Genomic DNA, 13560 nt, shown 5'->3' with positions numbered 1-13560 from the left:
GGAAAAAAAGCCCCGCCGCCGGATGTCGGCGGCGGGGTTGGGTCGGTTTACATGCCGACTTCGATGGAGCCGTCGATGATGCCCGCTTTCACGGCCTCGACTTCGGCTTTCAGCTCTTCCGGCACGCTGTCTTCGAACGCGCCATACGGGGCAAGGCCAACGCCTTCGTTCTCGAGCGTACCGACGATCAGGCCGCCTTCGAACGTGCCGCCCTTGGACATCTCGATCACCTGCGTCACGGTCGAATCCATGCGCTTGAGCACCGAGGTCAGGTAGACGTCGGCGTTCTCAGGGTCGGTCTGGGTCTGGTCGGCATCCACGCCGATGATCTTCAGCTCGTCGGTGCCGATCTCAGACGCCAGCGTCGCAGAGCCGAGGCCCACGGGACCGGCGACCGGCATGACGATGTCCGCGCCTTCGTCATACAGGTTCTGGGCGAAGGCCCGGCCGTCGTCGAGGCTGTCGAAGTTGCCGGTGAACAGCCCTTCCTGGCTGTCCGGGTTCCAGCCGAGCACTTCGACCTCGGTCCCCTTCTCGGAGTTGTAGTAGTTCACACCGTGCACGAAGCCGTTCATGAAGGCCGTGACCGGCGGGATGTTTATGCCGCCGAAGGTGCCGACGACGCCCGTCTCGGACATGCCCGCGGCGAGGTAGCCGGCGAGGAACGCGCCCTGATCGGTCGCATAGACCTGACCCAGCACATTCGGGATGGTCGGGTCATAGGCGAAGTCCACGATCGAGAATTGCTGTTCGGGGTTGGCTTCCGCCGCCGCCTTGGTCGCGTCGCCCATGAGGAAGCCGACGGTGATGATGATGTCGCAATTGCCCTCGATCAACGAGTTCAGGTTCGCCTCGTAATCGGTCTCGGCCTGGCTTTCTAGGAACCGGCCCTCGACCTCGCCGTCCATCTCGATGGCGTCCTGGACGCCTTTCCACGCGGTCTGGTTGAAGCCCGCGTCGTCGATGCCGCCGGTGTCTGTCACCTGGCAGGCGGAAAAGGCCGAAGCGCTCATCACGCTGCCCGCGAGAAGCGCGGCGGCAAGCCCTGTGCGGGCCGAAATTTTGCTCAGAAACGTCATAAAAAACCTCCTTGTCAGCCGCACTCAGACGTGAGGAGCGTGGCAGGTTGCATATCTATTGGGCAGGCCAGCGCAGCCGGGTGGCAGCGATTCCCCCTTTTCATATCGCATCCGCTCACCGCGACTTTTGCAAGGTCTTTGATGTGTTTTGATTTTTTCGCAGGAATTGACCTGACGTTCAAAAATCGGATCGCAGGTGGGTTTGCCGCATTTTTGACCGGCCCGCCCGCGCGGTTGGCGGGCGCCGAAACTTTTTGCGATACGGGTTGCGGTGCGGGACGATCGCGGCCAAAGATTTTCGAGAATTCAATGGCTTTGGGAGAATGTCATGAAGTTGGCCAGATTTACCCGTGATGGCGAGACGCATCTCGGACGCGTCGAAGGTGATGAAATCGTGGACCTCACAGAGGCGGGTTTCGGCACATCCATGCGCGCCTATCTCGACCGCGCGGGCAATGATTTCGCTGACGCGAGGGAAGCCAGCGGGAGCTGCTATCGCCTGTCCGACGTGGTCCTGGAAGCTCCCGTGGGCGACCCGCAGAAGCTGCTGGCGCTCGGGATGAACTATCAGGACCACATCGACAATGTGAAACGCGAAGTGCCGCCGCCCGCGACCCAGACGTGGTTCAACAAACAGGTCTCCTGCATCAACGGCCCCTCGCAGGGGATCGAGATGCCGAAGGTCTCGGACGTGCTCGATTTCGAGGGCGAACTGGCGGTCATCATCGGCAAACGCTGTCGTCACGTGCCGCGCGAGGATGCGCTGTCGGTGATCGCGGGCTACGCCGTGGGCAACGACGTAAGCGTGCGCGACTGGCAGAAACGCTCACCCACCTTCACGCTGGGCAAGAGTTTCGACACCCACGGTCCCTTCGGCCCGTGGATCACCACCGCCGACGAAGTGGCCGATCCGCAGGACCTTTCGATTCGCACATGGGTCAATGACGAGCTTCGCCAGGACGGCAATACCGGGATGATGATCCACAAGCTGGTGGATCAGATTTCCTATATCAGCCAAGTGTTTACGCTCATGCCCGGAGACGTGCTCTTTACCGGAACGCCCGGCGGCGTCGGGATGGAAAGCGGTAATTTCCTCAAGGTCGGGGACGTTATCCGCATCGCCATCGACGGGCTGGGCGAGATCCAGAACACGGTCATACCCGAACCCTGAGACAAGGGAGGTTCCCATGCCACTTGCCATGAACCGAGAGGTGTTCATCACCTGCGCCGTCACCGGGTCCGGGGCGACGCAGGACCGCTCCCCTCACGTGCCGCGCAGCCCCGAAGACATCGCGTCCAGCGCCATCGACGCGGCGAAGGCCGGGGCCGCGGTGGTGCATTGCCATGTCCGCGACCCCGAAACAGGCGCGCCGTCCCGCGACCTTGCGCTCTACCGCGAAGTGACCGAGCGCATCCGTGATGCCGAGGTGGACGTGGTGCTGAACCTGACCGCGGGGATGGGCGGCGACATCGTCTTCGGTCCACCCGAAGCCCCCTTCCCGTTGAACGAAGACGCCACCGACATGATCGGGGCCGAAGCGCGGGTGGCCCATATCGCCGATTGCCTGCCGGAAATCTGCACGCTCGATTGCGGAACGATGAATTTCGCCGAGGCCGATTACGTCATGACCAACACGCCCGGGATGCTCACCGCGATGGGGCGGCGCATGACCGAGCTTGGCGTGAAGCCCGAGATCGAGGCATTCGACACCGGCCACCTGTGGTTTGCCCGACAACTCGTGGCGGACGGGGTGCTCGACTCCCCGGCCCTTGTCCAGCTATGCATGGGCGTGCCGTGGGGGGCACCGAATGACCTGAACACCTATCTGGCGATGGTCAACAACGTGCCGGACGACTGGCATTGGTCGGCGTTCTCGCTGGGTCGCGACCAGATGGCCTATGTCGCCGCCGCCGTTCTCGCGGGCGGCAACGTGCGGGTAGGACTTGAAGATAACCTGTTTCTCGACAAGGGCGTGCTCGCAACCAACGCGCAACTCGTCGAACGCGCCGTGGGCATCATCGAGGGCATGGGCGCGACGGTGATCGGCCCGGAGGCGGTGCGTGCGAAACTTGGCCTGACCAAGCGGGCCCCGGCATGAAGGCGGCAATCCTCGGCGGTGGCGTGATCGGCGGCGGCTGGGCCGCGCGGTTCCTGATGAACGGCTGGGACGTGGCGGTCTACGACCCAGACCCGGACGCCGAACGCAAGATGGGCGAGGTGCTCGCAGGCGCGCGCCGCGCCCTGCCGCAGCTATACGACAAGCCGCTGCCCGCAGAGGGCGCGCTCAGCTTTCACGACGACCTCGGCGCGGCAGTCACCGGCGCGGATTGGGTGCAGGAAAGCGTGCCGGAGCAGCTGGACCTCAAGCACCGGGTTTACGCCGATGTGGAGCCGTTTCTCTCCGGCGCCGCCATTCTCGGCTCCTCCACCTCGGGCTTTCGTCCGACCCAGTTGAACGAACGTGGCGCACGGGCCGTGGTCGCGCATCCGTTCAATCCCGTCTACCTGCTGCCGCTTGTGGAGCTTGTGGGCGACGCCGACACCTGCGCCCGCGCCTCCGAGATCCTGCGCGGGGTCGGGATGCATCCGCTGACTCTTCGCAAGGAAATCGACGCCCACATTGCCGACCGGCTGCTCGAAGCTGTCTGGCGTGAAAGCCTCTGGATGGTGAAAGACGGTATCGCCACCACCGAAGAAATCGACGAGGCGATCCGCATGGGCTTTGGCCTCAGATGGGCGCAGATGGGCTTGTTCGAAACCTATCGCATCGCTGGCGGCGAAGCGGGAATGCGGCATTTCATGGCGCAATTCGGCCCTGCTCTGTCATGGCCGTGGACCAAGCTGATGGACGTGCCGGAATTCAACGACGACCTCGTGAACCTGATTGCGGAGCAGTCCGACGCACAGTCCGGTCACATGACCATCCGCGAGCTGGAGCGTCTGCGCGACGACAACCTCGTGGGCATCATCCGTGCGCTCAAGACGACCGGCAGCGGCGCGGGCGGGGTGATCCGCGATCACGAAGACAGGCTGGACGGCTGACGCCGCGCGACGTAAGAACGCAACATGAACAAATACGCCTTCACGTTCTGCGGAACCGATGTCGAATTCCTGTCGTCAGGCGCGCTCTTCTGGCCCGCACGAAAGCTCTTGTGCGTCTCGGACCTCCATCTCGGTCGGTCCGAGCGATATGCGCGGCTGGCCGGTGCCCTGCTCCCGCCCTATGAGACGCGAGACACGCTTGCCCGACTGGAAGCGGCGATGGCGCAGGTCGAGCCGCAGGTGGTGGTCTGTCTTGGGGACAGTTTCGACGACGCCGCCGCCGAAGACGGGCTGGACGATGAAATGAGGCTCTGGCTGACCCGGCTCATGGCCGGGCGACGCTGGATCTGGATCGAGGGCAACCACGACCCCGGCCCGGTCGAGATCGGGGGAAGCCACATGGCCGAACTGCCCGACCCGCCGCTGACCTTCCGCCATATCGCACGGGAGGGCGCTGCCGGGGAAGTTTCGGGGCATTACCACCCCAAGGCGCGCGTGACGGGCAAGGCCCGACCGTGCCTGATCTATGACAGTGACCGCATTATCATGCCCGCGTTCGGCACTTATACCGGTGGCCTCAGAACCTGGGACGCGGCTTTGTCCAACCTGATGCGGCCCGAGGCGGTCGCGATCCTGACCGGTCCAAAACCGATCCCCATGCCGATGCCACGGTAACGCCGTCGCGTCATCCTTGCCCCGCGCATGAGTTGCCGACAGGGTTGGCGGACAGGAGGGCGCCGTGAGCGGGTTCGAACCAAAAAACGAAGCATACGAGGCAGTCGTGCGTGATAGTTTCGCACGCCAGCCGATGATGGAAACACTGGGCGCGGCCCTGACCGATGTCACGCCCGGAAGTGTCACCATCACGTCGTCGATCCCGCCCGGCACGTTGCAACAACAGGGGTCGAGCCACGCAGGGCTGGCGTTTTCCATCGGAGATTCTGCCGCCGGGTATTCCGCGCTGTCGCTCATGCCTGCGCACCATGAAGTCGTCACGTCCGAGATGAAAATCCACCTGCTCGCCCCCGGTCGCGGTGATCGGCTCGTCGCGATCGGCCGGGTTCTCAAGCCCGGTCGGCGGCTCATGATCACCGAGGCGGACGTCTGGGCCGAGGCCGGGGAGACCCGCATACTTATCGCGAAGCTCTTGGGCACGATGGTGCCTGTTCCATTGGAAGGATAACCCATGTCGGACCGTATTCTGATCGAGACCCACGGGCATGTGGCCAAGGTCGTCATGAACCGCCACGACAAGATGAACGCGCTCGACCCCGAGCAGATCGAAGCGATTGTGGCGGCTGGGGAGAAAGTTGGGGCAATGGACGGCATCCGCGCCGTGGTTCTGACCGGAGGGCCGAACGCGTTCTGCGCGGGGCTCGACGTGGCGTCGATGCCGGTGATCGCGAAAGCGGCGCAGGAACAGGGGTTCCAGGCGCGCACGCATGGTCGCTCGAACCTTTACCAGGCGACCGCGATGGTCTGGCACGAATTGCCGATGCCGGTGATCGCCGCGGTCGATGGCTATGCGTTCGGCGGGGGGTTCCAGATCATGTTGGGCGCCGACATCCGCGTCGCTGCGCCGGGCGCGTCGTTTTCGATCATGGAGGCGAAATGGGGGCTGGTGCCGGACATGGGCGGCATGGTGCTCGCCCGGTCTTTGATGCGGGGCGACGTGCTTCGGCGGCTGACGTATTCGGCGGAAGTTTTCGGTGCGGAAGATGCGTTGGCATTCGGTGCGATCACCGAAATCGCAGACGACCCGGTGGGGCGAGCGATGGAGCTGGCGCAGGCGATCGCTGGGCGTTCGCCAGATGCGGTGCGGGCGGCCAAGGCGCTTATCACCGAAACGGAATTCATGGACGCGGCGGATGTCCTGATCGCGGAGAGCGCGGCGCAGGAGAAGCTGGTGGGCAGCCCGAACCAGCTTGAAGCGGTGATGGCCGGGATGCAGAAACGCGCGCCCGACTTCAAGGATTGAGGGCGAAAACGGCTCGTATGGCGCGCGTATGTTTCGCGTATGGCATGCGTATGGATCGGGTCCGCATGTAAGCGCCCGCGCCCGACCGCTTGGCTGACCCGGCGTTTCGCCATTTCGGCAATCAGATTGCGTGGGCCACGGGCTTGTCGTAGAGGGACTTCGGAAATCAACGGAGGCCCAACATGTCCAATTCCGCCCCCCTTCGCCTCGGCATCGCCGGCCTCGGCACCGTGGGAGTCGGCGTGCTGCGTATCACGCGCAAACATGCCAAGCTGATCGAGGAACGCACGGGGCGCGCGGTGACCGTCACCGCCGTGGCCGCGCGCAACCGGGCCAAGGACCGGGGCGTAGACCTCAAGCCCTATGCCTGGGAGGACGACCCGGTTCAGCTTGCCACCCGTGACGACATCGACGTCTTCGTCGAACTCATGGGTGGGTCGGACGGCCCGGCCAAGGCCAGCGTCGAGGCGGCCATCGCGGCGGGCAAGCATGTCGTCACCGCGAACAAGGCGCTTCTGGCGCATCATGGACAGGAACTCGCGGAAGCCGCGGAAGCCGCTGGAATCGTGCTTCGCTTCGAGGCGGCAGTCGCGGGCGGCATCCCGGTCATCAAGGCGCTGACCGAAGGGCTTGCGGGCAACGAGATCACCCGCGTCATGGGCGTGATGAACGGCACCTGCAACTACATTCTGACGCGCATGTATGCCGCCGAACTGCCTTACGACGTGGTGTTCGACGAGGCCGACAAGCTTGGCTATCTCGAAGCCGATCCGCAGCTCGACGTGGGCGGGATCGACGCGGGTCACAAGCTCTCGCTCCTGTCGTCCATCGCCTTCGGCACACAGGTCAATTTCGACGCGGTGGAGCTTGAGGGCATCGAGCGTATCTCGATCCGCGACATCGAGCAGGCCGCCGATATGGGCTACCGCATCAAGCTTCTGGGCGTGGCGCAGATGACCGGGCGCGGGTTGGAACAGCGGATGAGCCCCTGCCTCGTCCCCGCCGCCTCGCCGCTCGGGCAACTCGAAGGCGGCACCAACATGGTGGTGATCGAGGGCGACAGCGTGGGTCAGATCGTCATGCGTGGCGCAGGTGCGGGCGAAGGCCCGACCGCGAGCGCGGTGATGGGCGACGTCATGGACATCGCACGGGGGCTGACGATTTCGACCTTCGGCAAGGCCGCGTCCAAGCTGAAACCCGCGACGCCGGCGAAGGCCACGGTGCCCGCCGCGCATTACCTGCGGATGGAGCTTCTGGACAAACCCGGCGCACTGGCCAAGGTCGCCACCGTTCTGGGCGAGGCCGGCATCTCGATCAACCGGATGCGCCAGTATGGACACGAGGAAAAGACCGCCCCGGTCATCATCGTCACCCATACCTGCACCCGCGAAGCCATCGACACGGCGCTGGCCGGTTTGGGCAAGACGGGGGTTGTGGAAGGCGATCCGGTCGCCATCCGGATCGAAGAGGTGTGAGACATGGACAGGGGAGGCTTACCCCTGTTCAGTCATGTCACGCTCGGCGTCAGTGACTTCGACCGCGCTTTTGCGTTCTATGTGCCGTTCTGCGACGCGCTCGGGCTGGAAACCAGTATGAACGGCAAGCTGCTCGGCCGTCGTTGGGCAAGCTGGCGGATGGCGGGAGAGGCACGGCCCCTCTTCGCGATCACGGAACCCTTCGAAGGCGCGTTCGTCGCCGGGAACGGGGCCATGGTCGCCTTCTCCGCCCCAACGCGGGAGGCCGTGGACCGCATCCACGCCGAGGCCATCGCGAATGGTGGCGCGAATGAGGGCGACCGCTGGCTTCGTCCACACTATCACGCCGATTATTACGGGGCCTATCTGCGTGACCCGGACGGAAACAAGCTTTGCGTGGTCTGTCACGCACCGGAATGACACCCCGCGCGCCACGCCTGGCACATTTTGCGGGAATCGCCGGTTGGTAGCGCAAAACCTCACCCGCGTGCTTCCCCCTTTCAACGCCGGCTGTTAGGACTTGGCCAAAGAATATTTCCGAGGGACTTCTCCATGACCGCTTCTCCCGTCGTCTTTGCCGACCGTCTTCTGTCTCTGGGCCTCGCCCGCGTGTCGGAGGCCGCCGCGATGGCCTCGGCCGAACTGGTGGGGCGCGGTGACGAGAAAGCCGCCGACCAGGCCGCTGTCAACGCGATGCGCGACCAGCTCAACCTGCTCGACATCAAGGGCACCGTCGTGATCGGCGAAGGCGAACGCGACGAAGCGCCGATGCTCTATATCGGTGAAGAGGTCGGCACCGGCAGCGGGCCGGAAGTGGACATCGCGCTCGACCCGCTCGAAGGCACGACGCTGACCGCCAAGGACATGCCCAACGCGCTGACCGTGATCGCCATGGCGCCGCGCGGCACGCTGCTTCACGCCCCCGACGTCTACATGGAAAAGCTGGCGATCGGGCCGGGCTTTCCAGATGGTGTCGTGAGCCTCGAGATGAGCCCGTCGGAACGCGTGCGCGCGCTCGCCGCCGCGAAAGGGTGCGACCCGGACGATATCACTGTCTGTGTGCTCGAACGTCCGCGCCACGAGGAAATGATCGCTGACATCCGCTCCACCGGGGCTGGCATCCGGCTTATCACCGATGGTGACGTGGCCGGGGTGATCCATTGTGCAGAAGCGCATCTGACGGGCATCGACATGTACATGGGCAAGGGTGGCGCGCCCGAGGGCGTGCTTGCGGCTTCGGCCCTCAAATGCATGGGCGGACAGATGTGGGGGCAGCTCACTTTCCGCAACGATGACGAGCGGGGTCGCGCCGACAAGGCCGGGATCACCGATCTCGACAAGATCTACGCGCGCGATGAGATGGTTCAGGCGGACGTCATTTTCGCGGCCACCGGCGTGACCGATGGGTCCATCGTGAAGGGCATCTTCCGCGAGCCACACCACTTCACCACCGAGACGCTCCTGATGCGGTCCAAGACCGGGTCGGTGCGACGGATGATCTATCGCAACCCGAAGGAATGGGTGGGCGCTTGAGCCCGGCACTTCTGCTGATCGACATACAGGTCGGGTTCGACGATCCGGTCTGGGGCGCGCGAAACAACGCGCAAGCCGAGGCGAATGCGTCTCGGCTTCTGTCGCTTTGGCGGGACGCGGGTGCGCGGGTCTTTCATGTCCAGCACCTATCGTGGGAGGCGGGGAGTCCGCTCACGGGCGACGGGGCCGCGCACAAGCCGGAGGTCGCACCCGCCGAAGGTGAGCCGGTGGTGGTGAAGCATGTGAACAGCGCATTTATCGGAACAAACCTCGACGCGATGCTGCGTGAGAGCGGGATTTCGGAGCTTGTGACCTGCGGGCTGACCACGCCGCATTGCGTGTCGACCACGGCGCGGATGGCGGCCAACATGGGCTACGCGGTCACGGTGGCGCATGACGCCTGCGCCGCGTTCACCGGGAATGCCGATGCGGGATGGCGGAACGGTCCGGCACCGTCGCCCGACGAGATCCACAACGCGGCGCTCGACCACCTGTCCGGCGAGTTTGCCCGGGTCGCCGCCAGCGCGGACATTCGGCCATGAGCGATTATCTGGGCGTATCCGAAAGCCTGAGCGGGCGGCGATGGGTCGGTCCCGGGGTCGAGATGGAACGTGCGACCGAGGCGCTCGGTCAGACCGCGCACCTGCCTGCTCCGGTCTGCGCCGTGCTGGCGCGGCGCGGCGTGGATACGGCGGGGGCGGAGGCGTTTCTGGAGCCGCGCCTGCGCGACAGCCTGCCCGATCCGCGCGGGTTGAAGGACATGGAGAAGGCGGCGACTCGCGTGCTGGCCGCCGTCGATGCGGGCGAGCGGATCGCGGTGTTTGCGGATTACGACGTGGATGGCGGTTCGTCGGCGGCGCTTCTGATCGACTGGATGCGGCAGATGGGGCGCGACGTGACGCTCTATATCCCCGACAGGATCGACGAGGGATATGGCCCAAACGTGCCCGCGATGGAGGAGCTTGCGTCAGGTCACAGCCTGATTATCGCGGTGGATTGCGGGACGCTCAGCCACGAACCGATCGCGGCGGCCAATGCCAAGGGTGCGGATGTGGTCGTTCTGGACCACCACTTGGGCGGCGAAACGTTGCCCCCTGCCCTCGCTGTCGTGAACCCGAACCGTCAGGACGAGGCGGATGCGCCGGGATACCTCTGCGCGGCCGGGGTCGTGTTCCTGATGCTGGTCGAGATCGGGCGGCAATTGCGCGAGGCCGGGCGGCGTGGGCCTGACCTGATGGGAATGCTCGATCTGGTGGCGCTGGCGACGGTGGCGGACGTCGCGCCGCTGATCGGGGCGAACCGGGCGCTGGTCGTGCAAGGGCTCAAGATCATGGCGCAGCGCGGGCGTCCCGGTCTCGTCGCGCTGACAGACGTGGCGCGGATGAACGAGGCGCCGCGGGCTTATCACCTTGGCTTCCTCCTTGGCCCGCGGATCAACGCGGGCGGGCGGATCGGCAAGGCCGACCTTGGGGCGCGGTTGCTTGCGACCACGGATATGCAGGAAGCCCGCAGCATGGCCGCGAAGCTCGACGAGTTGAACACCGAGCGGCGGGAGATCGAGGACCACGTACGGCTCGCCGCGATGGATCAGGCCGAAGAGCGCGGGCTGGATGCGCCGCTGGTCTGGGCGGCCGCGGATGGCTGGCATCCCGGCGTCGTCGGGATCGTCGCCTCGCGGCTGAAGGACGCCACGCATCGCCCGGCGATCGTGATCGGGTTCGACGGCGAAGACGGCAAGGGATCTGGGCGCTCGGTCTCGGGCGTCGACCTCGGCGCGTCGATCCAGCGGCTGGCCTCAGAAGGGCTGATCGAGAAAGGTGGCGGGCACAAGATGGCTGCCGGATTGTCGCTCAGCCGGGATCAACTCGAGCCGGCCATGGCGCGGCTGTCGGAGCTCCTGGCCAAACAGGGCGCGGGTGACGGCGGGCCGCGTGACCTGTCGCTGGACGGCGTGCTGATGCCCGGCGCGGTCACCGTCGAACTGATCGAACAGATCGAGGCGGCGGGGCCCTATGGCGCAGGCGCGCCGGGGCCGCGTTTCGCGTTTCCCGAGGTAAAGATCAATTTCGCCAAACGGGTCGGCGACCGCCACCTCAAGGTGAGCTTCGGCGACGGGCTGTCGGCCAAGATCGACGCCATCGCCTTCGGTGCTTTCGACGGGCCGCTCGGCCCCGCGTTGGAGGGCCACGGCGGAGCGCGTTTCCATCTTGCCGGACGGTTGGAGATCAACCACTGGAACGGCCGCTCGATTCCGCAATTGCGGCTCGAAGACGCGGCACGGGCATGACCCCTGCCCTGATCGTGCTTGCAGGCCTTCCGGGGACCGGGAAGACCACGATTTCGCGGGAACTGGCGCGCCTGAGCGGGGCGATTCATCTGCGGATCGACACGATAGAAACCGCGATGCGCGCCCGTGGCGAAACCTTCGAGGGCGCGCGCGGAGACATCGGCTATGTCGTCGCCTATGGGCTGGCGCGCGACCTTCTTGGCGCCGGGCATTGCGTGATCGTGGACGCCGTGCATGGCTGGCGGGAGGCCGAGGCGCTCTGGACCGAAGCGCTGCGCGGCACGCACGCGCGGCTGTGTCGTGTGCAAATCGTCTGCTCGGACCCGGCGGTCCATCGGGCACGTGTGGAAACCCGCAAGAGCGATATCGCAGCGCTAAGCCTTCCAACATGGTCGCAGGTGCAAGGACGCGACGCGATCCCTTTCGATGACGCGGACCTGATGCTCGACACCGCGACCCTGTCGGCGCAGGCTGCGGCGGTGAAGATCGTCGCGGAACTCGGCCCCTGAGTGCGTGACGAAAAATTTGCGATCCGGCCCAGATTCCCTCTTGCGCCCGTCCGCCCCTTTTTCTAAACACCGCCTCACGCCAAGCGCGGCCCGTTCGTCTATCGGTTAGGACGCCAGGTTTTCAACCTGGAAAGAGGGGTTCGATTCCCCTACGGGCTGCCATTTTCCCCGCAGCGACGTTGTTTTATTAGGCCTTTACGGGTCGAATGTGTTGCGCGTTTTGGGCGCGGACCACGTTGGCGGTCTCGCGAAGCGCCGCATCCTGCACACCTACAAGGCTTGGACACCGGCCCAGATGATCCGAACTGTGGACGGCCGTCGCAGCGCCCGGTGGGGGCGGGCGCTGCGGGCGCGTTTTGCGACGCGGGTTCATCACTCCGCCGGGGTCAGGCGGTAGAGAGCGCCGTTTCCGGAATCGGTGAGGACCATCACCGCGCCATCCTGCGCCACGTCAACGTCGCGCACCCTGCCCTGGCCTTGCAGGTAGCGAGCTTCGCCGGTGACGCGGCCGTCCTCAATCTCGAGCCGGACGAGCGACTGGCTCGCCAGCCCGCCGATGAGCGCGTCGCCCTGCCAGTCGGAAAACACGTCGCCGTCGTAGAAGACCATGCCGGACGGCGCGATGACCGGATCCCAGTAGTAAATGGGCTGTTCCATTCCCTCCTGGGCCGTCATGCCTTCGCCAATCGGCGCACCGCTGTAGTCGATGCCGTAGGTGATGACCGGCCAGCCGTAGTTCTTGCCCGCCTCCGGGCGGTTCAATTCGTCACCGCCGCGGGGGCCGTGCTCGACGGTCCAGAGATCGCCGTCGGGGCCAAGTGCGGCCGCTTGCAGGTTTCGGTGGCCGTAGGACCAGATTTCCGGTTGGCCGCCCTCGATCTCGGGGTTGCCTTCTGCTGCGCCGCCCATCGGGTCGATGCGAATGACCTTGCCGAGGTGGGTCGAGATGTCCTGCGCCAATTGGCGGGGTTCAGGGTTGGAGCGCTCGCCGGTCGTGACGAACAACGCGCCGGCGTCATCGAAGACGAGACGCGATCCGTAGTGCAGCGTAGAGGCCCAGGCGGGTTGCTGTTGAAAGATGACCTCGACCTCGGTCATCTCGCGGCCGTCTTCTGAGAGTACGCCTGTTGCAACCGAGGTGCCGTTCTCGCCGCCGCCGCGCGGTTCGGAAAAGCTCCACCAGACCCGGCGCGTCTCGGCAAAGTCGTCGTTCACGGTAACGTCGAGAAGGCCGCCTTGCCTACGGGCGTCAACCTCCGGCAGGCCACTGATCGGCGGCGAGGCCGAGCCGTCCGCCGAGACGATGCGCATACGCCCCGGACGTTCGGTCACGATCCAGCCGCCATCGGGAAGCTGATCCATGCCCCAAGGGTTTTCGAGACCATCGGCAACCACTTCGCGGTCGAGCGCGAGGTCGTCGGTCAGGACCGGGGCGCGGGTCTGGCCTTCGAACGCCGGGGTCTGATCCGGCGCGTTCGGTGGGGCGTCGTTGAAATCCTGTGCCATGAGCGCGAGCGGGCTGGCGGCGAGTGTAACGGCGAGAGCGGCTGAATGCGTGATCTTTGTCATGGGAGCCTTTCTGGTCGATGTGAGGTTTTCCCGATCTTAATCCATGCGCGTGCTCTCCGGGTCCCTTCCCCACGCAATCGTGTTCGC

General features: G+C 65.3%; 13 protein-coding genes, 1 tRNA gene and 1 pseudogene. 13 read left to right on the top strand and 2 right to left on the bottom strand.

Annotated elements, in window-relative coordinates:
• Positions 1 to 47: 47 nt before the first annotated feature.
• Entirely contained in the window at positions 48 to 1079 is a 1032-nt protein-coding gene (locus tag KJP28_RS04195; RefSeq protein ID WP_218390964.1) for a BMP family lipoprotein, read from the bottom strand.
• Positions 1080 to 1407: 328 nt separating this feature from the next.
• Between KJP28_RS04195 and KJP28_RS04190 the strand changes: the two genes are divergently transcribed.
• The 13 genes and pseudogenes from KJP28_RS04190 to KJP28_RS04130 all read left to right on the top strand — a co-directional run bounded on the left by KJP28_RS04190 (position 1408) and on the right by KJP28_RS04130 (position 12066).
• Entirely contained in the window at positions 1408 to 2250 is an 843-nt protein-coding gene (locus KJP28_RS04190; RefSeq protein ID WP_218390963.1) for a fumarylacetoacetate hydrolase family protein, read from the top strand.
• Positions 2251 to 2266: 16 nt separating this feature from the next.
• On the top strand, positions 2267 to 3178 hold the full coding sequence (bcoG, locus tag KJP28_RS04185) for a 3-dehydrocarnitine:acetyl-CoA trimethylamine transferase BcoG (protein ID WP_218390962.1): 912 nt from the start codon (positions 2267 to 2269) through the stop codon (positions 3176 to 3178).
• A pseudogene (locus tag KJP28_RS04180) lies at positions 3175 to 4113 on the top strand (3-hydroxyacyl-CoA dehydrogenase NAD-binding domain-containing protein); the annotation flags it as partial. The gene bcoG and the pseudogene KJP28_RS04180, both read left to right, overlap by 4 nt.
• Positions 4114 to 4146: 33 nt before the next feature.
• A complete protein-coding gene (gene pdeM, locus KJP28_RS04175; RefSeq protein ID WP_218390961.1) occupies positions 4147 to 4797 on the top strand; it encodes a ligase-associated DNA damage response endonuclease PdeM in 651 nt (216 codons plus the stop codon).
• A gap of 133 nt (positions 4798 to 4930) precedes the next feature.
• A complete protein-coding gene (locus KJP28_RS04170; protein ID WP_218391690.1) occupies positions 4931 to 5305 on the top strand; it encodes a PaaI family thioesterase in 375 nt (124 codons plus the stop codon).
• 3 nt (positions 5306 to 5308) lie between these two features.
• Complete coding sequence (locus KJP28_RS04165) at positions 5309 to 6100, top strand: crotonase/enoyl-CoA hydratase family protein (protein ID WP_218390960.1); 792 nt, start codon at positions 5309 to 5311, stop codon at positions 6098 to 6100.
• Positions 6101 to 6282: 182 nt separating this feature from the next.
• A complete protein-coding gene (locus KJP28_RS04160) occupies positions 6283 to 7575 on the top strand; it encodes a homoserine dehydrogenase (protein WP_218390959.1) in 1293 nt (430 codons plus the stop codon).
• 3 nt (positions 7576 to 7578) lie between these two features.
• The gene (locus KJP28_RS04155) at positions 7579 to 7995 is read left to right on the top strand and encodes a VOC family protein (RefSeq protein WP_218390958.1); all 417 of its coding nucleotides are present in this window, start codon (positions 7579 to 7581) and stop codon (positions 7993 to 7995) included.
• Between the two features lie 132 nt (positions 7996 to 8127).
• Entirely contained in the window at positions 8128 to 9108 is a 981-nt protein-coding gene (glpX, locus tag KJP28_RS04150) for a class II fructose-bisphosphatase (protein ID WP_218390957.1), read from the top strand.
• The gene (locus KJP28_RS04145; protein ID WP_218390956.1) at positions 9105 to 9650 is read left to right on the top strand and encodes a cysteine hydrolase family protein; all 546 of its coding nucleotides are present in this window, start codon (positions 9105 to 9107) and stop codon (positions 9648 to 9650) included. The genes glpX and KJP28_RS04145 overlap by 4 nt, the downstream gene beginning before the upstream one ends.
• A complete protein-coding gene (recJ, locus tag KJP28_RS04140) occupies positions 9647 to 11395 on the top strand; it encodes a single-stranded-DNA-specific exonuclease RecJ (RefSeq protein WP_218390955.1) in 1749 nt (582 codons plus the stop codon). The genes KJP28_RS04145 and recJ overlap by 4 nt, the downstream gene beginning before the upstream one ends.
• The gene (locus KJP28_RS04135; protein WP_218390954.1) at positions 11392 to 11904 is read left to right on the top strand and encodes a P-loop nucleotide/nucleoside kinase family protein; all 513 of its coding nucleotides are present in this window, start codon (positions 11392 to 11394) and stop codon (positions 11902 to 11904) included. The genes recJ and KJP28_RS04135 overlap by 4 nt, the downstream gene beginning before the upstream one ends.
• 87 nt (positions 11905 to 11991) lie before the next feature.
• Positions 11992 to 12066: transfer RNA gene (locus KJP28_RS04130), tRNA-Glu, on the top strand.
• A 210-nt stretch (positions 12067 to 12276) separates the two neighbouring features.
• On the opposite strand, the gene KJP28_RS04125 is transcribed toward KJP28_RS04130, so the two are convergent.
• The gene (locus KJP28_RS04125) at positions 12277 to 13473 is read right to left on the bottom strand and encodes a PQQ-dependent sugar dehydrogenase (protein ID WP_218390953.1); all 1197 of its coding nucleotides are present in this window, start codon (positions 13471 to 13473) and stop codon (positions 12277 to 12279) included.
• Positions 13474 to 13560 lie beyond the last annotated feature (87 nt).

The sequence above is a fragment of the Maritimibacter dapengensis genome, from assembly GCF_019218265.1.
GTDB lineage: Bacteria > Pseudomonadota > Alphaproteobacteria > Rhodobacterales > Rhodobacteraceae > Maritimibacter > Maritimibacter dapengensis.
This window is presented reverse-complemented; position numbering and strand designations above follow the sequence as displayed.

What these genes read in the sequence shown, in the direction of transcription:
- KJP28_RS04195 (WP_218390964.1), bottom strand. Translation starts at nt 1,079, where the DNA reads ATGACGTTTCTGAGCAAAATTTCGGCCCGCACAGGGCTTGCCGCCGCG.
- KJP28_RS04190 (WP_218390963.1), top strand. Translation starts at nt 1,408, where the DNA reads ATGAAGTTGGCCAGATTTACCCGTGATGGCGAGACGCATCTCGGACGC.
- bcoG (WP_218390962.1), top strand. Translation starts at nt 2,267, where the DNA reads ATGCCACTTGCCATGAACCGAGAGGTGTTCATCACCTGCGCCGTCACC.
- pdeM (WP_218390961.1), top strand. Translation starts at nt 4,147, where the DNA reads ATGAACAAATACGCCTTCACGTTCTGCGGAACCGATGTCGAATTCCTG.
- KJP28_RS04170 (WP_218391690.1), top strand. Translation starts at nt 4,931, where the DNA reads ATGATGGAAACACTGGGCGCGGCCCTGACCGATGTCACGCCCGGAAGT.
- KJP28_RS04165 (WP_218390960.1), top strand. Translation starts at nt 5,309, where the DNA reads ATGTCGGACCGTATTCTGATCGAGACCCACGGGCATGTGGCCAAGGTC.
- KJP28_RS04160 (WP_218390959.1), top strand. Translation starts at nt 6,283, where the DNA reads ATGTCCAATTCCGCCCCCCTTCGCCTCGGCATCGCCGGCCTCGGCACC.
- KJP28_RS04155 (WP_218390958.1), top strand. Translation starts at nt 7,579, where the DNA reads ATGGACAGGGGAGGCTTACCCCTGTTCAGTCATGTCACGCTCGGCGTC.
- glpX (WP_218390957.1), top strand. Translation starts at nt 8,128, where the DNA reads ATGACCGCTTCTCCCGTCGTCTTTGCCGACCGTCTTCTGTCTCTGGGC.
- recJ (WP_218390955.1), top strand. Translation starts at nt 9,647, where the DNA reads ATGAGCGATTATCTGGGCGTATCCGAAAGCCTGAGCGGGCGGCGATGG.
- KJP28_RS04135 (WP_218390954.1), top strand. Translation starts at nt 11,392, where the DNA reads ATGACCCCTGCCCTGATCGTGCTTGCAGGCCTTCCGGGGACCGGGAAG.
- KJP28_RS04125 (WP_218390953.1), bottom strand. Translation starts at nt 13,473, where the DNA reads ATGACAAAGATCACGCATTCAGCCGCTCTCGCCGTTACACTCGCCGCC.